Below are 20,283 nucleotides of genomic sequence, written 5' to 3'. Positions count from 1 at the left end.
CGGGAGCCTGGCTAGTTGTTGAGTTGCAATAGGTTGTTCGCGCTGGGTCATCGCATGATCAGGTGACCAGCGATTCGGCCGCGAGCCGGTCTTCCAGGCGCTGCCGGTCAGCCAGGAGCCGTCCAGCCACCAAGGTCACCACCTCGAATCCAAAGGCCGGGTTCTGGAAATAGAGCGACTTGAAAGTCATCTCGTCCATCTGCAGCACGGTGCAGTTCGTGGCGCAGCGGGCGGTCAGCGTGCGTTGCTTGTCAGGCGCAAAGAACCCAATCTCGCCGAACAAGCGGCCAGGCTCCATGGTCTGCCCGATCTCGACAAACTCGATCTGCCCTTCAGCGAGGAAGTACAGGCGCTTTGCCGCATCGCCTTTGCGGAACAGGATTGCATCTTTCTTCAGTCGCCGCCGGCGCATGTAGGGGCGCAGCCAGACGCCGGAAAAGTCGCTCGACGCCGCCGCGACCTGCACGCGGCGCGTGAGGCGGACCATCTGGGCTGCGCGGAAAATGTTGATCGGCAGCAGTGCGCCGTGCAGGAGCACCAGGATCAGCGACGGATGCAGCGCGCCGTAGATCAGAAAGCCCAGGTTGCCGCCGATCGCAAGGCAGCGCAGGGGGATCATGGTCTTTACGAAGGAACTCACGATCACCAGCGTGCCGGCGGCCCCAGCCGAGCAGAGCGCAACGATGCCGGACGGAGTGGCCAAGGCCGAGGTCAAGCCGGCAACCGCGGTGTCGAACAGTGCGAGCGTTGACATGAGCTTTCCCTCTCGGTGCGGTCCTGGACGGTGTGATGATGAACCAACTGAGCGTTGGTGGACGTTCAATTGCAATCCGAACTCACCCCGAGCTCTTCACACCCACTGCTGCAGCCACTTGAGGCCGAACGCGCCGGGAGCCAGGATGCCGGTCGCCCACACGATAGCTGAAGCGATGTTGGCAATCTGAAACGTAGACGCGGGCATTTCGCAGATGCCTGCCACCAATGGCACAGACGCGCGAAGGGGGCCGAGGAAGCGCCCGAAAAATACGCCGACCACTCCCCAGCGTTCGAAGAGCCTATGACCGCGCGGGATCAGGTCCGGATGGCGAGACAGGGGCCAGTGGTTGCCGACATTGCTCTTCAGCCGTCCGCCGATCCAGAAGGACAACCAGTCCCCCAGGACGGCCCCGACGACGGCCGCGCACCACAGCGGCCAGAACGCAATGCCGCTCCCCCCGATGAGCCAGCCGACACCAAACAAGATCACGGTCGCCGGCAACAACAGGGAAATGAACGCCAACGATTCCCCGAAGGCGAGGGCCAGCACGATAGGAGCGCCCCAGGCCTCATGCGCGCGGATGAAGGCGATGGTTGCCTGAGTGATTTCGTCAAGACTCATTGGCCGCACGGCACCGCGAATACCTCGACCGGTGATGCCTTGCCAATCTGGTCGCTTCGCAGCTTGACGTTCTTCGTCGCCATTCTCAGACTTCCTTCTGCCTCTCAATGTCTGGTCTTGGCCGCGCCCTGCCTTCAGCCCGACACGGCGGCCAGCGCCGCGTTGAACGTTGCGCTCGGCCGCATCACCGCATCGGTCTTGCGCACATCCGGCAGGTAGTACCCGCCGATGTCGGCCGGCTTGCCTTGCACGGCGGCGAGCTCGTCCACGACCTTCTGCTCGTTGGCGGCCAGGGCATCGGCGAGCGGCTTGAAATGGGCGGCCAGTTCCTTGTCTTCGGTCTGCTCGGTCATGGCCTGGGCCCAGTAGAGCGCCAGGTAGAAGTGGCTGCCGCGATTGTCGAGCTGACCGGTCTTGGGCGAGGGGCCCTTGTTGTTGTCCAACAGCTTGCCGGTGGCGGTGTCGAGTGACTTGGCCAGCAACTTGGCCTTGGCGTTGCCGGTCTTGATGCCCAGTTCCTCCAGGCTCACGGCCAGCGCGAGGAACTCGCCCAGCGAATCCCAGCGCAGGTGGTTCTCCTCCACCAGCTGCTGCACGTGCTTGGGTGCCGAGCCGCCGGCGCCCGTTTCGTACATGCCCCCGCCAGCCATCAGAGGGACGATGGACAGCATCTTGGCCGAGGTGCCCAGCTCCATGATGGGGAACAGGTCGGTCAGGTAGTCGCGCAGGATGTTGCCGGTGGCGCTGATGGTGTCCAGCCCGCGGATCACGCGCTCCAGCGTGTAGCGCATGGCGCGCACCTGGCTCATGATCTGGATGTCCAGTCCGGCGGTGTCGTGCTCGTGCAGGTACATCTTGACCTTGGTGATGAGCTGCGCCTCATGTGGGCGGTAGGCGTCGAGCCAGAACACCACCGGCATGCCCGAGTTGCGCGCGCGCGTGACGGCGAGCTTGACCCAGTCGCGGATGGCGGCGTCCTTGACCTGGCACATGCGCCAGATGTCGCCCGCTTCCACGTTCTGGCTGAGCAGCACCTCACCCGTATCGAGATCGGTGATGTTGGCCACGCCGTCCTCGGGGATCTCGAAGGTCTTGTCGTGTGAGCCGTATTCCTCGGCCTGCTGCGCCATCAAGCCGACGTTGGGCACGGTGCCCATGGTCTTGGGGTCGAAGGCGCCGTGCCACTTGCAGAAGTTGATGATCTCCTGGTAAATGCGGGCAAAGGTGCTCTCGGGCATCACGGCCTTCACGTCCTTCAGCCGGCCGTCGGCACCGTACATCTTGCCGCCGTTGCGGATCATCGCGGGCATGGAGGCGTCCACGATCACGTCGTTGGGCGAATGGAAGTTGGTGATGCCCTTGGCGGAATCCACCATCGCCAGCTCGGGGCGATGCTCGTGGCAGGCGTGCAAGTCGCGCCTGATCTCATCCTGCGTACTTTCAGGCAGCGTGGCGATCTTGTTGTACAGGTCGACCATGCCGTTGTTGACGTTCACGCCCAACTCCTCGAACAGCTTGGCGTGCTTTTCGAAGGCGTCGCGATAGAAGATCTTGACGCAGTGGCCGAACACGATGGGGTGCGACACCTTCATCATGGTGGCCTTCACGTGCAGCGAGAACATCACGCCTGTCTTGTGCGCGTCCTGGATCTGCCGCTCGTAGAAATCGAGCAGGGCCTTCTTGCTCATGAACATCGAGTCGATCACCTCGCGCTCGAGCAGCGAAACCTTCGGCTTGAGCACGATGGCCTTGCCGCTCTTGGTGATCAGTTCCATTTTCACGTCGCGCGCCTTGTGCAGCGTCATCGACTTCTCGCCGTGGTAGAAGTCGCCGTGGTGCATGTGCGAGACGTGCGAGCGCGACGCCTGACTCCACTCGGCCATGTGATGCGGGTTCTTGCGCGCAAATTCCTTCACTGCCTTGGGCGCACGGCGATCGGAGTTGCCCTCCCGCAGCACCGGGTTCACCGCGCTGCCGATGCACTTGTTGTAGCGCGCGCGGATATCCTTCTCCTCGTCCGTCTTCGGGCTTTCGGGGAAGTCGGGAACCTTGTAGCCCTTGTCCTGCAGTTCCGTGATGGCGGCCTTCAGCTGGGCCACCGAGGCGCTGATGTTGGGCAGCTTGATGATGTTGGCTGCGGGCCGCAGCGTCAGCTTGCCCAGCTCTGCCAGGTTGTCCGGCATCCGCTGCGTTTCGGTCAACACCTCAGGAAACTGACCCAGGATGCGGGCCGCCACCGAGATGTCGCTGGTGGCGACGTCGATGCCCGCCGGCGCGGCGAAAGCTTGGATGATGGGCAGCAGCGAGGCCGTGGCCAAGCGCGGCGCCTCGTCGGTGAGGGTGTAGATGATTTGGGAGTTTCCGGCGGTCATGGTGGCTTTCGGGCGGGCTGAACAACAAGGCAATGCCACGAGATTGACGGCGTGGCGAACGGGCGCAAACTTTAACAAGTTGAGGCGCGGCGCGCACGGCATTGTGGGGGCTTGGGCCGTGTCGCCGGTGCCGGGCAACTGTTGAGGCGCCGCCGTTCAAGCCGGTGTATAGGCCAGGTTCACGGTGGTGAAGAACTCCTGCGCATGACTCGCCTGGCCGCGCCCGCGGCGATAGCGTGAAGGTGCTTGGTCAAGAGGACGGCTGCAACTTCAGAGAGGTGGGCAACAACGATGGCCCGCTGCGGATAGCTCGTCTTGAGCACGCCACCGACCGACCGGTCTTGGGTGAATTCTGCGGCGTCATCGAAGGCCTGGTCCTGGCCGACAGCAGAAGTCTAAGTGTGGGGCCCCGGGCCTGCCCGAGACAGACAGCAGGTCCGGCGCGCGAGGTGGCGTTCTCAGATCTGGTTGCTCCAGGCCTGCTGCTGATGGGTCTTCAGCATGTCCTCAATGGCCTTCGGCACGACATTGCGGAACTTGCCGGTGTCGGCGGGGACGATCTCGATCATGCAATCGATCATCTCCCGCGGGTCCATGCGGCCCTCGGGTGTCGCGAAGAAGTCGTCGAAGCCCTTGCGCAGTTCGGCCCGCCTGGTGAAGTTCTTGCTGTCGTCCAGCCAGCGGAAAGCGTTGTCGGCCATGGTTTCGTTGTAGCCGGTGTAGTACGCGCCCGGATTGATCGTCTGGACCTTGATGCCGTAGGGACTCAGTTCCTGTTGCAATGCCTCGGCGATCGACTCCAGCGCGTGCTTGGTAGAGACGTAGGTGCCCCAATTGGCCGGCGTGAAGAGTCCTCCCATGGACGAGGTGAACACGACCTTGCCCTTCTTCTTGTTCGCAATCCACTTTTGAACCACGCCCTGCGTCAGCAGCAGAGGCAGGAAGACGTTGATCTCATAGTTGCGGCGAACGAGATCGATGGGTATCTCCCAAACCGGCCCACTCTCTCCCTGGCCGGCGTTGTTCCACAGAACGTCAAAGTCCCACGTCTGGGCCTGGGCGATGTCGTAGGGGTCGGTCAGGTCGAGGCGCTCGACCCGGAAGTTGCTGAGGCCGAGCTCCTTGGCCTTCGCGCGCAAAGGCATGACCTGCGGAGATACCTGCACTGTCGCAATGACGTTGTGGCCATTCTTGGCAATGCCGATGGCGGCGGCCTCGCCGAAGCCGGAGCCGGCACCAGTGATGAGGATGGTCTTGGGCATGGTCTGCGTCCTTAGGGAGTGGCCGATTCGGCCGGTTGAGAAAACGATCAGCGCACCAGCGCGGCGACGGCGGCCTCGGCGATCTCGACATCCTGCGAGACCGCACCGCCGGAAATTCCCACTGCGCCCATGAGTTCGCCCGCGGGACTGCGCAGCGGGATGCCGCCGCCGAAGGGGGCGAGGCCGCCATTCGTGAGTTCGAGTCCCGGGGCCGGTGCGCCTGGCTTGCAGTACTCCCAGACCACATCGCTGTTGCACTCGAAAAGGACAGCGGTGCGAGCCTTGCGCATCGCCACGTCGATCGACCCGAGTACCGCGCCGTCCATACGCACGAAAGCCTTGAGGTTGGCGCCGGCATCGAGCAGGGCAATGTTGACGGCAATGCCAAGGCCCGCGGCCCGCGTCTTGGCGGCGGCGACGACATCTTCGGCTTGGCGGGAGGTGATCATGCGGTGCTCCGATTCATTTCGCTGTCGATGCCACATGTTCATTGGGCGCGGAACGTTGGTCCAGTTAATCCGCATCAATCGTTGTATACGGGGGCGCTTAACGCCGCGGATCGTCCAGGAAGGCAACCGCATCGACTGCGCCACTCGCGATGGCCTCGCGCGCGCTGTCCGCATCGAAGCCGCCGGCAGCGATCACCGCGCCTCCAAAGCTGGCGCGAACCAACTGCGCCATCCGCGCCATGCCGTCGCCGGCACTCGGCACCACCACATGCACGTAGGCGAGCTGCTCGTCATGCATCCTGGCGAGCACGTGTGAAAGCAGATCGTCGGGCACCGAGCCGTCCATGCGCACCCCGATCCTGGCCGGCCCCCAGACCGCGCAAAGCGCCTGCACCGCGTCGACAAGGAACCGGACACGGTTCTCGATCGAACCGCCGTACCGATCCGTCCTGATGTTCGACCACTCCTGAAGGAACTGATCCGCCAGGCACCCATAGGCACAACTCATCTCGACGCCGTCGAATCCCGCGTCGGCGGCGTTCTCTGCCGCACGACGGTATTGGTCGATCACGTCGTCGATTCCGTCATCGTCCAATGCCGACGCACTGATGGGTTGCGTCCCGGCCTGTGCCGATCGTGTAAAACGGCCGGCATGCCATAGCTGCGCGACGATCAACCCTCCGCGCCGGTGGACCTCATGGGTGACGAGGCTCCAGGCATTCACGTGCTTCGATTCGAAGATGCCCGCGGTCCCGGCCTGCGCGATGCCCAGGGGCGACACGGCAATCGACTCGGCAACGATGAGGCCGCCATCGGTCGTGCGCAACGCATAGTGCTCGATCGTCCTCTTCGACGGCACGCCGTCTGCGGCAGTTGCCAGCAAACGGTTGAGCGGTGCCATCACGACGCGATGGTTGAGCATCCATGCGCCGACTTTCAACGGTGTGTGCAAACCGGGCTCCGCCGGATCCGCGCCTGATGAGAGGGTGGCCAAGAATTCTGCCTTTGCCTGATTCCCTCTCAGGTTGCTTGCGCGCTGCTCCATATTCAAGTTATGCGGCGGCTAGACTGCAACGATTGACAAGGATTAACGCGCCATCGCGCAATGACGAACGATCATTGAGATCCATAACGGCCCGGAGTCATCGTGACAGGGGATGCGACACACGAGTTCGTTCGCCGGCTTGCTCGCAGTCTGGCATTGCGTTGGCTGGCGCTGGCCTTCGCCGCGTCAGGCACGGCCGGTTGCGCATCGTTGCCGGCGCCGGCGGGCGTGGAGCCATCCTTCGCCATACCGGCAAGCGCTGAGACCCTTCTCGGGCGACTGGCGAAGAATTCGAGCCCCGATCCGACGCTGACCGGCGTGCGACTGTTGCCGACCGGGCCGTATGCGCTGAGCACCCGCATCGCCCTCGCCGCTCGTGCCGAACGCACGCTCGACGTCCAGTACTACTTGCTGCAGAACGACGCCACCGGGCGCTATTTGCTGCGGCTGATGAGAGACGCCGCGGCGAGAGGCGTGCGCGTGAGACTTCTGCTGGATGACATGTACACGGCAGGCATGGACGACATGCTCATCGGACTCGCCGCGCATCCGAACATCGAGGTACGTCTGTTCAACCCGTTCTCGGCAGGAAGAGGCCATGTGCTGACACGCTTTGCCGCCTCGGCGCTCGATTTCTACCGCGTCAACCACCGAATGCACAACAAGCTCTTTGTCGCGGATGGCGCGATGGCGATCGTCGGCGGGCGCAATATCGCGGACTCCTATTTCACGCGAGACCCGAACCAGAACTTCGCGGACGTCGACGCACTGCTGGTGGGGGCGGTGGTCGAGCAGTTGTCGAGCGCATTCGACGACTACTGGAACAGCGAGTTCGCGATTCCGCTCGCCTACTTCGCGCCCACATCAACGTCCGCCGAGGAGCGCCGGCGAGCCTTCGACGACGTCACGGCGCGAGACGCCCTGCCGACGGAGGTCGTCGAGGAGAAAACGGACGTGCTGGGCTATGGGCCCATCGTCGAGGAAATGAGCGATCCACGGATCGGACTGATCTGGGGCGTTGCCAGTGCATGGGTCGATCCGACGGCCAAGGTCTGGAACTGCCGGCCGGTTCCGGAAGGGAGCACTGCGCCGCACCTGCACACGGTCCGTCTGCGCGTAGAAGGCCTGCTGCGAAATGCGCGAAGAGAAGTCACGTTGAGTTCGCCGTACTTCGTGCCTGCGGAGGACGGTATGGCCATCTTCGGGCAAGGCGTTCGCGAGGGTGTGAGCTACAAGGTGCTTACCAATTCGCTCGCCGCGACCGACGAGCCGCTGGTCCACTGGGGGTACATGCGCTATCGCAGGCGGATGTTGCTCATGGGAATGGAACTCTACGAGCTCAGTCCGACCCGGGCCAGTCGAGATCGCGGATTCGGACTGTTCGGAAGTCGAACGCTCGGCACCCTGCATGCCAAGACGGCCGTGATCGACAGGTCGACGGTGTTCATCGGATCCATGAACTTCGATCCCCGATCGGATGCTCTCAACACCGAGATCGGCATCGTGATCGAGAGTCCCCAGCTCGCCAGGGAGATGCTGCGCCTGATGAACCTGGACAAGCTCCAGAGTTCGTACCGCGTGCGCCTTTCGCCGGAGCATGGCAGGCTCGAATGGATCGGCATCGACGATTTCAATGAAGTCGTCCACAACGACGAACCCGATGCGGACTTCCGCACGCGCATGTACCTTCGCCTGGTGGCGCCCTTCGTGTCCGAGGGGATGCTCTGACTTCCAGCCGATTGGAAAACGGCGCACGACTCACTAGACTTCGTGGCCTTGTCCTTTTCCGGAGCGACCATGATGTCCCAGTGCGGCCATTGCCCATCATCGGCGGCGATCTTCCTGCTCGCCTTGGGAGCTGGGTCAGCTGTTGCTGCGGCGGACGGTTTCCCCAACAGGCCGATCAGGCTCATCGTTCCATTCGCTCCAGGTGGAACCACCGACATCGTGGCGCGCCAGCTCGCGGACAAGATGGGCGCAGCGCTCAAGCAACCCATCCAGGTGGAAAACCGCAGCGGCGCTGGAGGGGCGATCGGTGCCGATGCCGTTGCGAAGGCCAGGCCGGATGGGTACACCGTCGGCGTTGCGACGGCATCGACGCACGAATTCACGCCTGCGTGCAACAAGGATTCGCCCTATCACCCGGTGAACGACTTCGAGATGATCGGGCTCGTCTCCACGTCGCCGGCGATGGTGTACGTCAAGGGCGATTCGGCACTCACCAGCTTTGCCGAGATCCTTGCGGCATCCAGGAAAGAGCCGGGCGCCTACACCTGGGGTACGCCAGGCGTTTGCAGCAACACGCATTTCCTGGTCGAGCTCGTCAATAGAAGCGGTGGAGGCAAGATCACGCCGGTGCCGTATCGCGGCAATAGCGCGGCCACCGCAGACCTCATCGCAGGACGCCTCACGCTGGCGAGCGATGCGGTGAACCCCGCATCGGTCGGCTTCGTCAACTCGGGCGTCATCCGACCGATCGCGATGATCGGCAAGTCCGACGTTGTTGCACTCAGGAACGTGCCGACCTTTCGCGACCAGGGTCTGGACGTGGGGGCGTTCAACGTCTGGCAGGGGCTGGTCGCCCCGGCGAAGACGCCCTCGGCCATCGTCGCCGCGCTGAACGCCGCGCTGCGCGATGCGCTTGCCGATCCGGACCTGCGACGACGCTGGCTGGACGATGGCATCACGCCGTCCCCCGACACCGGTCCTTCCAGGATGAGAGCGCAAGTGCAGGCAGGCTACGAGAGTTCGCGCAAGCTGGCGGAGGAAATGGGTCTCTCGCCCAGGTGAGTGGGGTCAGCCTCCGCCACGCAGAGCCATCGCTTCGAGGAAGGCCGCGCGGGCGGCAACGACATCGCTGGAGTCAAGGCCCTCACTCGCCAGGGCCAGAATCTTCTCGAGCAACCGGACTGCATCGTCCGCCTTGCGCTGCCCGGTCCAAAGGCGAGCCAGGCTTGTTGTCGCTCGCAAGGCCCAAGGCAGGGTTTCGTCATGCAATGCCAGCTCCAGCGCACGGGTCAGGAGTCGTTCGCTGCCTTCGGGATCCGATTCGCGCACTCGCTCTGCACGTACCCGCAGCAGCTCGGCCCGACACCAGCCTGCCATGCCGGCTTCGCCGATTTCAAACACGCGATTCGTCACATAGTCCGGATGAAAGGTGGCCATCAACTGGGACAGCTGCGGCAGCACTGCGACCGAAGGCGGCAGCGGCGGCGGATGTCCAGGCGCACCGGACTCGTGCCATCTGATGTGCGCTTCAAACGCAAGACCGTAGTCCCGCCATACCGTCAGGGCACGCTCGGCCGTCAGTCGAAGCAGACGGTCCACCCGCTCGCGAGCCAGTTCAACCCTCCCTGCCCAGATGGCGAGCGGGCATGCGCTGAAGGCCAGCGCAGTCGCAAGCGCCACAGGCTCCTGCTCCCGCTCCGCCGCCTCGATGGCCCGGAGAACGGCGCGCTCGGCCTGCTCCGCCAGGCCGAGCAGCCAGAGCACGCGCGCGTGGATGCAACCCATGGAGACGCGCCGGTCGATCCTGACGCCCATCAGGAAGGGGACGCGAATCACGGCCGGGTCAGCAAGGCCGCGCTCGCAGCAGGCGAGCGCTTCGCGTTGGCTGCCCAGGAGATGCCATGTCGGGGCGAGGATGCGGTCCCGATGGAGGGCGCACGCCAGATCTGCGGTGCCCGATGTGAGTGCAGCGTACTGCTGTGCATGCACCAGCATGAGCTTGGGATTGGAGGTCTGGTAGGCACCCATCCATTGCGCGCTGCTTGCCATGGCCATCAGCTGGGCATCGCCAATCCGATCCGCAAGCTCCGCCGCCTTGACGAAGACGCGATCGCGTGACGGATGCAGGCCGTGCGCATTGAAGATGATGATGCCGGCGACGGCGCTGAGCTCGAATTCCAGCCGCGGGTCGATCTCGATGTCCGGCGCCGCACTGTATGCCAGCGCCCGCTCGATGTACTGGCGATGCTCGTCCGTGAACGACATCTGGAAGAACAGCGGCGCCGCCTTGGCAACCAGCGCCACGCCGAGCGCACCGTCGCCTTCTGCGCCGAAAGCCCAGTCCAGCGCTGCACGAATGTCATCGATGCAGCGGCCGAAAGCGGAGATGAATTCGGGTACTGGCATCGATCGCCACGCGATCTCCGCGCGTTCGAGCAAGGACAGGAAGTACTTGGCGTGGCGACGGTGCAGCCTGACGGATTCTTCGCCGAGCGCGGCGAGGTGCCCCGCCGCATACGCTCGCGTCGTGTCGAGGAGCCTGAAGCTGAGTTCTTCCCCACTCGGGTCGGAGTTGAGCAACGATTTCGAGATCAGCTCCGAGACCGCATCCACCGCCTGGTCCGAAGGCAGGTCGTCGCTGACGGCGACGGCTGTCATGGCATCGAGAGTGAATGCGCCTGCGAACGCGGACAGCCGCACCAGCAGCCGCCGCTCGGTTTCCGATAGCAGCTCGAAGCTCCAGTCGAGCGTCGCACGAAGTGTCTGGTGCCGTGGCAGCGCCGTTCGCCGCCCCTTGTTGAGCAAGGCAAAGCGGTCGTCGATGGCCTCCGCCACCCCCTTGAGTCCGAACGAGCCGACGCGCGCGGCTGCCAGTTCGATGGCCAACGGCATGCCGTCGAGCCGCCGGCAGATGACGCCGACCGCTGCCGCATCGGAGTCGTGCAGGCTGAACTGGTCGACCAAGGCCGCACAACGATCCACGAAGAGCTCCACGGCGGAGAACTGCATCAGCTCCTGCGCGGTCAGCCTGGCGCCCGCGGGAGGCACAGCGAGCGGCTGCAGCCTCTGGATCCATTCGCCCTCCGCGCGCAGCGGCTCGCGGCTCGTCGCCAGCACGTGCACGCCGGGTGCTGCCCGAAGAATGCTTTCGATCAGGACCGCAAGAGGGGCGACCAGGTGTTCGCAGTTGTCTAAGACGATGAGTGCGCTCTTGTCGTGCAGAAAAGCGATCAGGCTGCCCGAGGCGTCGCCCACCACGGACCCGAGGCCCAAGGCCAAGGCCAGGGCCGCGGGGACCAGGCTCGGGTTGGTATGCGATGCCAGATCGACGAAGTGAATGCTGCTCCAGCGCGAATGCATCTCGCCGTTCGTCGCGGCCCCCACGGCAGCCAGCGCGACCGTCGTCTTGCCGATGCCGCCGGCGCCGACGAGCGTCACCAATCGCCTGCTCGCAATCCGCCGGCCCAGGGTGTGGATGGCGTCCTCCTGCCCGATGACCCGGATCAGCGGCGTGGGTATCCAGGCGCCCGCAGCCGGCCGCGGCGCGCGGTCGGGAGGCGCTTGCACGACGGCGAGTTCGACGCTCCGCGTGGTGACCTCGCCGACGAAGCTGTAGCCCCGATTGGGTGCGTTGACGATGTACCGACGGCCTTCCTGGCCATCCCCGAGCGCCTTGCGCAGGCCCGCGATATGAACTCTGAGATTGCCGTCCACGACGACGTTTCGCGGCCAGACTCTTTGAACAATCTCGGCGTTGCTCACGAACCTGCCGGCGTTCTCTACCAACAACAACAGGATCTCGAGCGCACGGCTGCCGAGCCGCACCGGCCGCCCCGCATCCTGGAGGATGTGTGTGGTGGGCGACAGACTGAACGGACCGAAGTGGATCAGATCCTCCGAAGAGGTGCCGGCGGGCGCGTGACGCCGTTGCAGCGGGCTGAGGGCATCGGCCGATTCGACGGGCCACATTCTCACGTTGCTCATCTCGGTTTCTCCGCGACGCCCGCATCGCCGTTGATACGGGCAGAAACGCAATTAAACCTCAGCCATCGGACATTGCCGTGGAAGCGAAGCGGACGCTCGCATCACCGCATCAAACGTCCGCCCGCTACGTATTTCCCCTCGTGGGCTGGTCAGATTCCGATCAGTGGCAAGGCAGGACCATTCGCGCCGGTCAGCAACTGCCACACCGGAGACAAACATCCCATGATCGATCGAAACCTCGCCCGAGGACTCTTCCTCATCGCGATCTCGCTGGCCTTCGGGCTCCAGTCCCTGCGCTACCCGATCGGCGATTTCAGCCGCGCGGGGCCGGGCCTCTTCCCTGCCCTGGTCAGCTCCCTGCTGTTCCTCGTCGGCCTGGCGACAGTGATCCGCTCGCGTTTTGTCGAACGCGTGCACCTGGACCTCAACCTCAAGAACATTGCCATCATCCTCACGAGCCTCTGCGGACTGGCCGTGATCTCGATGTACGTGAACATGATCGCGGGCATCGTCTTCATGGTGTTCTGCTCCACCCTGGCCGGCACCTCCTACTCATGGGTGCGCAACGTCAAGATCGCCGCCGGCCTGGTCACGATGGCCCTGGTCCTCCAGAAACTGCTCGGCCTGAACCTGCCGCTCTACTGATGGACGTCCTGCACAACCTGGCGTTCGGCTTCTCGCACGCCCTCACCCTCCAGAACCTGATGTTCTGTGCCCTCGGCTGCACCGTGGGCACGCTCGTCGGCCTGCTGCCCGGCCTGGGCCCGCTGGCCACCATCAGCCTGCTGCTGCCGCTGACCTATTCCATCCCCACGGGTGGCGCGCTCATCATGCTGGCCGGCATCTACTACGGCGCGCAATACGGCGACAGCGTGAGCGCCATCACGATGAAGATCCCGCACGCCAGCAGCATCGTGGCCTGCATCGACGGCTACGCGATGACGCTCAAGGGCAAGACCGGCCTGGCCCTGTTCACCGCTGGCGTCTCCAGCTTCATCGGCGGCACGATCGCCATCGTGGTGCTCGCATGGCTTGCGCCCGTGCTCGGCGAAGTGGCCTTCCTCTTCGGCCCTGCGGACTACTGCGCCATGATGATGGTCGGCTTCGTGTGCGTGAGCTTCGTCACCACGGGCAGCCTGCTCAATGGCCTTGCCATGTGCCTGATCGGCGTGCTGCTCGGCCAGATCGGCACCGACGTGAACAGCGGCACCGCGCGCTTCACCATGGACCTGCCCTTCCTGATGGACGGCGTCGGCATTGTGAGCATCGCGCTCGGCTGCTTCGGCATCGCCGAGATCACCAAGAACCTCGACGCCCGCGAGGAGCGCTCGCCCTTCAACGGCAAGATCAACCTGATCCCGACGTGGGCCGAGTTCAAGCGGATCATCCCCAGCGCCTTGCGCGGCGGCGCGATCGGCTCCTTCCTGGGCATCCTGCCCGGCGGCGGCCCCACCATCGCGCAGTTTGCCGCGTATGCGATCGACAAGAAGGTCAGCAAGTACAAGCACGAGATCGGCACCGGCTGCATCGAGGGCGTGGCCGGCCAGGCCGCGGCCGACGAAGCGGCAGCGCGCACCAGCTTCATCCCGCTGATGAGCATCGGCATCCCCGAGAACGCGGTGATGGCGCTGATGCTGGCCGCCTTCGTCATCAAGGGCATCCAGCCCGGGCCGAACATGATCGCCAGCCACCCCGACCTGTTCTGGGGCCTGGTGGCCAGCATGTGGGTGGGCAACGTCTTCCTGCTCGTGCTGAACGTGCCGCTGGTGCGCTACTGGCTGTCGGTGTTCAAGATCCCGTACAGCGTGCTGTTCCCGTCCATCCTGTTCTTCTGCTGCATCGGCACCTACAGCGTGAACAACAGCATGGAAGACATCTTCATCACGGCTGCGTTCGGCTTCGTCGGCTACATGTTCATGCGGCTGGAGCTGGATGCCGCCCCGCTCATGCTCGGCTTCATCCTCGGCCCCATGCTGGAAGAGAACTTCCGCCGCTCGCTGCTCCTGAGCCGCGGGAGTTTCACCATGTTCTTCACCCGGCCCATCAGCGGCACCTTGCTTGCGTTGATCGGCGTGTTCGTCGCGTGGCAGGTGGTGGCGTTTGTGTTCCATGCGCGCAAGCGGGGTGTGCTTCAGCAGCCGGTTGCGTAGTGGACTTTGAATCGAGAAAGCTGGTAAGCATGTCGTGCGTTCAGTCGTCTTCGTGCTGCTGCTTCCTCCACATCAACAACGAGGCGCAAGACGAGGCATTTCACTCAACGCCCGCGTCGAGAGTCATGCCTGGTGACGAAGCGCTCGTAGAGCAACTGCAGCGTCGCGGCCAGCGGACCGCCGATGCCTGAGCCAGTAGGCGACCAGTGGAGTGCGCTGTCTTCCAACGGCAGCACGCAACGGATCAATCCCTCGATGGACATGCCTTCGCGGGCGCGCACCTCGGAACACCGGGCGGCATCGATAGCGTCGAAGCACGCTGCAGGCGCGTCATGCGGGCGAGAAGGATCTCGGTTTCCAGAGACGGAATGGCACCTTTGGCGCGGCGGTAGTCGGTGTTGAACTTCGCCGCAACGCAGGGCGCATCGCACGAGGCGACAACGACACCGACGTTGATGAACTCGGCCGTGCCGACGTGGTGCACGTAGCGAAGGACTCTGTAGGTGTAAGGGCCTTCCATCACTCGATCGTGGACGAGCGCCAAGGCGTTTGCTCTACGAATGACGTAGACAAGCTACGGGACCAAAACCTCAACTAAAGTTGAGGCCGAGAGGTCCCGATGAAATCCAAGCCAGAACCCATAGATCGTTCCGCCACGCTTTCCGTCGGCGAGGTCGCGCAACGCAGCGGCGTCCCGGTCTCCACCCTTCATTTCTACGAATCCAAAGGCCTCATCGCGAGCCATCGGGCGCCGAGCAACCACCGTCGCTATGCGCGTGAGGTGCTCCGGCGTGTGGCGTTCATCCGTGTCGCGCAGCGGGTGGGCATCGCGTTGGCCGACATCTCCGATGCCCTGGCGACCCTCCCCACCTCGGCGGCGCCCAGCCGCGCGGACTGGGCGCGGCTTTCCGCCGGCTGGCGCGCGGAGCTGGACGAGCGCATGGCTCAGCTCAAGAAGCTGCGCGACACCTTGGACGACTGCATCGGCTGCGGCTGCCTGTCCATCGACCGCTGCCGGCTGCGCAACCCTGGCGACAAGCTGGCATCGCAAGGACCCGGCGCACGCCGCCTGGTGGTCATCCAGCGCGCGGAGGGCTGAGGGCCTGCTGTCACCCCGCGTCGATGGGGAGCAGCAGCGACATCAGCTCGCTCTTCTCCACCGAGTTCATCGCGCGCGCCAGCCGGCCGAGCTGGGCCTGGTAGCAAGGCAACATCAACGCCGCGGTCAGCGCGTGGACATCGTTGTTCCGCGTGAGATGGTCACTGCACGCGGCAATGCTGCGATGGATTTCGAGCGCGTGCGCGACGCGGCCTGAGGGTTGGGAATCACAGTTCATGCGCCGCACTGTGATCCCTCAACCTAACTTGAGGTCAAGCGGAAATTTAATCAGAAGGCAAGAAGACAGAGCCCGCCACGTCGTGGTGGCTGGCCGCCGCACTTCGAGTTCAGGCGGCTGCCGGGCGCCGGTCGCCGATGCAGTGCGAAACCGTAAGGCCACGCTGACCGAGAAGCGCGGTGAGAAATGCGACGCCACCGGCTACGACTGAAGCCCAGAATCCCTGGCCAGGGCCGAATGCGTCGATGACCCAGCCGGAGGCGAACGAGCCGATGGCCATGCCGATGCCGATCCCGGTCATCACCCAGGTGATGCCTTCGGTGAGCTTGGCGGCCGGGACGAGCCGTTCGACCAGGCCGAAGGCCGTGATGAAGGTTGGCGAGATCGCTGCGCCGCTGATGAACAGGGCGAGTGCCAGCATTCGAACGTTGCCTACGAACAGCAGCGGCACGGTCGTCGCCGCCGCGATGGCGATCGCGATGGCGAATTGGCGCGAAAGCGGCATTCTGGGCTTCAAGGCGCCGAACGCCAGGCCGACGAACATGGAGCCGAGGGCATAGCCGCCAAGCACCAGGCTGGCCGCGGCCGCGTTGCCGAATTCGGCCGTGAGCGCAATGACGGTCACCTCCGCCGTACCGAAGATCGCGCCGATGGCCACCATCGCGAAGGTCAGGATCTGGACCGGACGCAGTTTGATGGTCGGCGCGCCGCCGCTCTTGGCCGTCGGCTGCACCTTGGGCTCGGTACCCTTCTGCAGGATGAAGGCTGCGGAGCCGACGGCCAGGAACAGGGTCGAGGCGAGCGGGCCGGCCTCCGGGAACAGGGAGACGCTGAGACCGACGGCCAGGGCCGATCCCGATATATAGACAAGCTCGTCTGCGACCGACTCGAAGGCGAAGGCCGTGTTGAGCTGGGGTGTGCCGCGGTACAGCTGCGTCCACCGCGCCCGGACCATGGCCGGCATGCTGGGCATCGCGGCGGCGAGCAGCGCGAATGCGAACAGCGTCCAAGCCGGCCCGCCGAAATGCGTCGCGACCAACAGACCGATGAAGCCCGCCACCGAAAGCGTCGTCGCCGGCGTCAGGATGCGACGTTGGCCGAGCCGGTCCACGAGACGGGAAATCTGCGGCGCGACGAGCGCGTTGGTCAGCGCGAACGTGGCGGCGACCGCACCCGCGAGCCCATACGCGCCGTGCGTCTGGGACAGCATGGCGACGATGCCGATCGTGGACATGGCAACCGGCAGGCGGGCGATGAAGCCGGCCGCCGCAAAGCCCTTGGCTCCCGGCGGCTTGAAGATCTCGCTGTAGAGGTTGAGCATCGGGAAACACCTCGCAAATGAGCAGTGGCACAATGACATACGCAGTGTATGTCAAAAACATACGCCGCGTATATGAAAGGAAAAGCAATGGCACACAGACCGCGCAAGGAGATGCTTGCCGAGACACGGGCAAAGCTCGTGGATGCGGCGCGCCAGGCGTTCGGTTCGGTCGGCTACGCGGCCGCGTCGATGGACGACTTCACGGCCGCAGCCGGTCTGACGCGTGGCGCCCTCTATCACCATTTCGGTGACAAGAAGGGGCTGCTTCAGGCGGTCATCGCCGAGATCGACGAGGAGATGTCGCAACGTCTGCGCGCCATCGCTGCCAAGGCGAAGGACCCGTGGCGCGGCTTCGTCGATGAAAACATCGCCTACATCGAGATGGCCCTGGAGCCCGAGATCCGGCGCATCGTCATGCGCGACGGCCCCGCGGTGCTCGGTGATCCCTCGACCTGGGCGAGCCAGAGCGAATGCAACCGCTCGATGACCGAGAGCCTCAAGGCGCTGAAGATAGACGGCTACATCATCGACGTCGATCCGGAGGGTGCCGCCCGTCTGCTCAGCGGCGCCGCGCTGCACGCGGCGCAATGGATCGCCAATGCGGACGATCCGGCCGCCACGTCCAAGCGCGCGGTGAAGGCGTTCAAGGCGTTGCTGAACGGGCTTCTCGTCGAGGGCGCGAAAATGTCGCGGCGGCGGGTCAGTAGGACGTGCTGACGGCGGCGGAGTTTCTTCGCAGTGCTATTCAAACCGTATCTCGGCCACCGTCGGGGCATCGGGCCCCTTGGTATTTGAGTTCGCGATGGCGCCGTCTTTCGTGAACCAGTAGCGGCAGCCGGTTCGCATCACCATCGTGACGCACATATAGCCATCGGCGTTGAGGATCCACGTGCCCGACGCGCTGCCGGGGCCGCTTCGATTGACGAAGTCGACGTGGCCGTCCGAATGGAATTCCCAGCGCGAGATCATTCCGGTCGCAAGATTGTTTGAAACTATGGCCCTGCCGATCAAGGTTCTCTCGATCTCGTCCTTGCTCAGAAACACGCGATCCTGGGCTGGCATCGGCTCTTCGGAGATGGCGGGCATGGCCGCGATGGCGGCGATGCACAACAGCATGCGGACGATGCAACGGGTGAACATGACGGCCCTCGGCGCCTATTCATAGGGGTTACACCGAAGTAACCAAAAAGTTCTACTTCTCTGCGTCCCAGGCGCGAGCCATGCACGCGAATCCAGCCTGCTCTGTCCAGCGACGGCGGTGCTCTCTTCGAGCCCGTGAACGTCAGGCGGCTTCCCTGATACCAGCTGGCCAGAAATGCGTAAGGACACGATCTGTGCTCCGGTTGCCTCTCTGCGAGTGGCCGAGAGACGGCGTGAGATCACTCTGCCTGCCCCTTCGACGTCGCATGTACTCCGGATGTAAGCAGCAAACATCGTCCTCCGAGCGTTGTGCCGAAAGTGCAATCTCTCGTCCGCACTGCTCCTACGTCGCGCATCCCTCGGCGCTGACACGCGAGCTGGGGCGCTGTCGGGAGGATCTGTTCGCTGTCTCTGCAGTTTCAAGCGAAGGGACTTTGATGAATCCGAAGAACCCCGATGACGCGACCCCAACCGTCGCGGATGAAGCCAGTGCCGTTGTTGACGACGAGCAGGTGATATCGAAAACGCTGCCTTGCACACCGATACCGGTGGGCGCAGCGCCACTCAAGGCCCATGTCGATCGAGCGCTGGGCGTGACGCGCGAATTCGTGATCGAGCAGCCCGTGCGAGCGGTGCTGATCGCTGCTGCCGCAGGTGCTGCGCTGTCCGCCTTGGCGAGCGTCTGGTTGCGCGACGACCTGGATCGCTAGAGCTGAACCTCGGTGATCTTCGCGCCGTGGAGCGAAACGCCGGCCTCCAGGCCCACATTGGTCAACACGAAGCCGACCACCGGTTGGCGGATCGTGTTGGTATCGATTCTGCCGTTGGCCCCGATGGTCGCGGCGGCTACCGTGGCGTCCGCCCCAGCCGTCCAGCCCTTGCTGTTGCGGAACTTGTCCAGCGCTTCCTGGGTGGTGAACAGATAGATCATTGCCTTCGACTGCGCGCCGGCCTGGAAGCCGATCGAGCCCGCCGTCGTGCTGTAGTAGGCCTGGGTGCGGCCGCCGACGCGCAGCGCGCCCCGGCCGTACTCGGCGCCGATCCCCAGCTTCGCGCCAACCACCGACGGGAACACCAGCACGCCCCTGGACTTGGCCACCAGCTCGCGTGAATCCGGTACGGCGTCGTAGAGCTTGGACAGGGAGGCGTCGACCTGCGCGTCGATGGACGTCCGCGAAGAAGCGGTGCTTGCACGGTCGTCGGGACGTGTCGTGGTGCAGCCGACGAAGGCAACGCTGCAGGCGGCAAGAGCTGCCGCGGTGCAGAAGGTTCGGAGATTGATGGCGTTCATGGCTCGCTCCTTTCCAGCATCAAAAGTGCGAGCCCTGATTCCTGATGGTGCAAGCCTGTTGCGCATGACGATGTAGGACGACCCTCCACGCGGGCATGCGTTGAGACGGCGCAACGTCATTCCACGCCTCGTCCGCTGTCACGGTCTTCCCGGGCCATGCGCGCGACCTCTTCGGCGAAGGCCATGAGTTCGTTCGACAGCGTCTCGCCGGGCGCCAGCACACCGAAGCGCTCGGCCAGGGCCTGGTAAACCGCCCGCTGGGACGCCAAGCCGGGTGGAAGTGGAATATTGGGGTTTTCGGGCATCGTGGGCTCCTGTGGAGTGGTCAAACTTTCTTCGCGCGCTCGCCTGGCGCGGGTTTCTACGCTTGATTGGATACGAGCCATTCATCCACGCAAGCCCCGAACAGCGCGATGTTCTCGTCGACTTCGTCGTGCAGGAACCGTCGCGCTCCGGCCTGGGCCGCCGTGTCGGCAGCGATCCAGGCTTCCTGCGCATCGACGCTCGCGGGAGGATCGGAAGCGCCCCACACCTGCGCGAAGATCGCGAGGGTTTCGGCGGCCGACAGATCGACCCAGATCATTCCTACCTTGGAGAGGGTGCCCGGGCCGTCGCTCAGATCGATGCCGGTGAGTACGTGGCCGCCCTCTTCGACGATCACCGGGCTCAGGCCACCGCGCAGCATGACGCGCAGCAAATCTCTCGGCTCGGCGCGGCGAATCCACTCGTCCGCTCGCCGGACCAACTGCGCGGCGATGTCTGCCTTGTCGGGATGCGCGTGCTTCAGCATGTCGTTGCGATGGCGGGCGGGTCCTTTCCCATTTGC

Annotated in this window: 21 protein-coding genes; 7 read left to right on the top strand and 14 right to left on the bottom strand. The window is 64.4% G+C overall.

Going from position 1 to position 20,283, the window contains the following annotated elements:
• Positions 1–58: 58 nt before the first annotated feature.
• The 6 genes from ACSQ86_RS29195 to ACSQ86_RS29170 form a co-directional block, all read right to left on the bottom strand.
• Complete coding sequence (locus ACSQ86_RS29195) at positions 59–823, bottom strand: Crp/Fnr family transcriptional regulator (RefSeq protein WP_436306165.1); 765 nt, start codon at positions 821–823, stop codon at positions 59–61.
• Positions 824–850: 27 nt separating this feature from the next.
• Complete coding sequence (locus ACSQ86_RS29190; RefSeq protein WP_436306164.1) at positions 851–1,378, bottom strand: DedA family protein; 528 nt, start codon at positions 1,376–1,378, stop codon at positions 851–853.
• Between the two features lie 134 nt (positions 1,379–1,512).
• The gene (locus tag ACSQ86_RS29185; RefSeq protein ID WP_436306163.1) at positions 1,513–3,750 is read right to left on the bottom strand and encodes an NADP-dependent isocitrate dehydrogenase; all 2,238 of its coding nucleotides are present in this window, start codon (positions 3,748–3,750) and stop codon (positions 1,513–1,515) included.
• Between the two features lie 458 nt (positions 3,751–4,208).
• On the bottom strand, positions 4,209–5,012 hold the full coding sequence (locus ACSQ86_RS29180; protein WP_436310191.1) for an SDR family oxidoreductase: 804 nt from the start codon (positions 5,010–5,012) through the stop codon (positions 4,209–4,211).
• Positions 5,013–5,059: 47 nt separating this feature from the next.
• Positions 5,060–5,461, bottom strand: coding sequence for a GlcG/HbpS family heme-binding protein (locus tag ACSQ86_RS29175; RefSeq protein WP_436306161.1), 402 nt, complete (start codon positions 5,459–5,461; stop codon positions 5,060–5,062).
• Positions 5,462–5,558: 97 nt separating this feature from the next.
• Positions 5,559–6,455, bottom strand: coding sequence for an alkene reductase (locus ACSQ86_RS29170; RefSeq protein ID WP_436306160.1), 897 nt, complete (start codon positions 6,453–6,455; stop codon positions 5,559–5,561).
• 153 nt (positions 6,456–6,608) lie between these two features.
• Here ACSQ86_RS29170 and ACSQ86_RS29165 point away from each other — a divergent pair, with 153 nt between their 5' ends.
• Both ACSQ86_RS29165 and ACSQ86_RS29160 read left to right on the top strand, forming a co-directional pair.
• Positions 6,609–8,234: a phospholipase D family protein gene (locus tag ACSQ86_RS29165; RefSeq protein ID WP_436310190.1), complete on the top strand. Its 1,626-nt coding sequence runs from the start codon at positions 6,609–6,611 to the stop codon at positions 8,232–8,234.
• Positions 8,235–8,453: 219 nt separating this feature from the next.
• The gene (locus ACSQ86_RS29160) at positions 8,454–9,296 is read left to right on the top strand and encodes a Bug family tripartite tricarboxylate transporter substrate binding protein (protein ID WP_436306158.1); all 843 of its coding nucleotides are present in this window, start codon (positions 8,454–8,456) and stop codon (positions 9,294–9,296) included.
• Between the two features lie 6 nt (positions 9,297–9,302).
• Here the strand turns inward: ACSQ86_RS29160 and ACSQ86_RS29155 are convergent, their stop codons facing one another.
• Positions 9,303–12,218, bottom strand: a complete 2,916-nt coding sequence (locus ACSQ86_RS29155) for an ATP-binding protein (RefSeq protein WP_436306157.1) — start codon at positions 12,216–12,218, stop codon at positions 9,303–9,305.
• A gap of 222 nt (positions 12,219–12,440) precedes the next feature.
• Here ACSQ86_RS29155 and ACSQ86_RS29150 point away from each other — a divergent pair, with 222 nt between their 5' ends.
• A complete protein-coding gene (locus tag ACSQ86_RS29150; protein WP_170855599.1) occupies positions 12,441–12,863 on the top strand; it encodes a tripartite tricarboxylate transporter TctB family protein in 423 nt (140 codons plus the stop codon).
• Positions 12,863–14,368: a tripartite tricarboxylate transporter permease gene (locus tag ACSQ86_RS29145; RefSeq protein ID WP_093107201.1), complete on the top strand. Its 1,506-nt coding sequence runs from the start codon at positions 12,863–12,865 to the stop codon at positions 14,366–14,368. Before ACSQ86_RS29150 ends, ACSQ86_RS29145 begins: the two co-directional genes overlap by 1 nt.
• 244 nt (positions 14,369–14,612) lie before the next feature.
• Here the strand turns inward: ACSQ86_RS29145 and ACSQ86_RS29140 are convergent, their stop codons facing one another.
• Positions 14,613–14,912: a DUF3037 domain-containing protein gene (locus tag ACSQ86_RS29140; protein ID WP_436310189.1), complete on the bottom strand. Its 300-nt coding sequence runs from the start codon at positions 14,910–14,912 to the stop codon at positions 14,613–14,615.
• Positions 14,913–14,987: 75 nt separating this feature from the next.
• On the opposite strand from ACSQ86_RS29140, the gene soxR reads away from it, so the two are divergent.
• The gene (soxR, locus tag ACSQ86_RS29135) at positions 14,988–15,467 is read left to right on the top strand and encodes a redox-sensitive transcriptional activator SoxR (protein WP_093107205.1); all 480 of its coding nucleotides are present in this window, start codon (positions 14,988–14,990) and stop codon (positions 15,465–15,467) included.
• Between the two features lie 10 nt (positions 15,468–15,477).
• Here soxR and ACSQ86_RS29130 read toward each other — a convergent pair whose 3' ends face one another.
• A complete protein-coding gene (locus ACSQ86_RS29130) occupies positions 15,478–15,705 on the bottom strand; it encodes a hypothetical protein (protein ID WP_093107207.1) in 228 nt (75 codons plus the stop codon).
• A gap of 109 nt (positions 15,706–15,814) precedes the next feature.
• A complete protein-coding gene (locus tag ACSQ86_RS29125; protein WP_436310188.1) occupies positions 15,815–17,026 on the bottom strand; it encodes an MFS transporter in 1,212 nt (403 codons plus the stop codon).
• An 87-nt stretch (positions 17,027–17,113) separates the two neighbouring features.
• Between ACSQ86_RS29125 and ACSQ86_RS29120 the strand changes: the two genes are divergently transcribed.
• Entirely contained in the window at positions 17,114–17,743 is a 630-nt protein-coding gene (locus tag ACSQ86_RS29120; protein ID WP_436306153.1) for a TetR/AcrR family transcriptional regulator, read from the top strand.
• 24 nt (positions 17,744–17,767) lie between these two features.
• Here ACSQ86_RS29120 and ACSQ86_RS29115 read toward each other — a convergent pair whose 3' ends face one another.
• Complete coding sequence (locus ACSQ86_RS29115; protein ID WP_436306152.1) at positions 17,768–18,166, bottom strand: hypothetical protein; 399 nt, start codon at positions 18,164–18,166, stop codon at positions 17,768–17,770.
• Positions 18,167–18,603: 437 nt separating this feature from the next.
• On the opposite strand from ACSQ86_RS29115, the gene ACSQ86_RS29110 reads away from it, so the two are divergent.
• A complete protein-coding gene (locus ACSQ86_RS29110; protein WP_139191689.1) occupies positions 18,604–18,876 on the top strand; it encodes a hypothetical protein in 273 nt (90 codons plus the stop codon).
• Here the strand turns inward: ACSQ86_RS29110 and ACSQ86_RS29105 are convergent.
• The 3 genes from ACSQ86_RS29105 to ACSQ86_RS29095 all read right to left on the bottom strand — a co-directional run bounded on the left by ACSQ86_RS29105 (position 18,873) and on the right by ACSQ86_RS29095 (position 20,247).
• Positions 18,873–19,457: a BPSL1445 family SYLF domain-containing lipoprotein gene (locus ACSQ86_RS29105; protein ID WP_436306151.1), complete on the bottom strand. Its 585-nt coding sequence runs from the start codon at positions 19,455–19,457 to the stop codon at positions 18,873–18,875. The two genes, ACSQ86_RS29110 and ACSQ86_RS29105, sit on opposite strands and share 4 nt — an antisense overlap.
• 116 nt (positions 19,458–19,573) lie before the next feature.
• Positions 19,574–19,762, bottom strand: coding sequence for an aminoglycoside phosphotransferase (locus ACSQ86_RS29100; RefSeq protein ID WP_436310187.1), 189 nt, complete (start codon positions 19,760–19,762; stop codon positions 19,574–19,576).
• Between the two features lie 56 nt (positions 19,763–19,818).
• Entirely contained in the window at positions 19,819–20,247 is a 429-nt protein-coding gene (locus ACSQ86_RS29095) for a hypothetical protein (RefSeq protein WP_436310186.1), read from the bottom strand.
• Positions 20,248–20,283 lie beyond the last annotated feature (36 nt).

The organism is Variovorax sp. LjRoot130, from assembly GCF_964253755.1.
In the GTDB taxonomy this organism is placed as follows: Bacteria; Pseudomonadota; Gammaproteobacteria; order Burkholderiales; family Burkholderiaceae_C; genus Variovorax.
The sequence above is the reverse complement of the archived record's forward strand: the minus strand, read 5'-3'. Positions and strand labels throughout refer to the sequence as shown.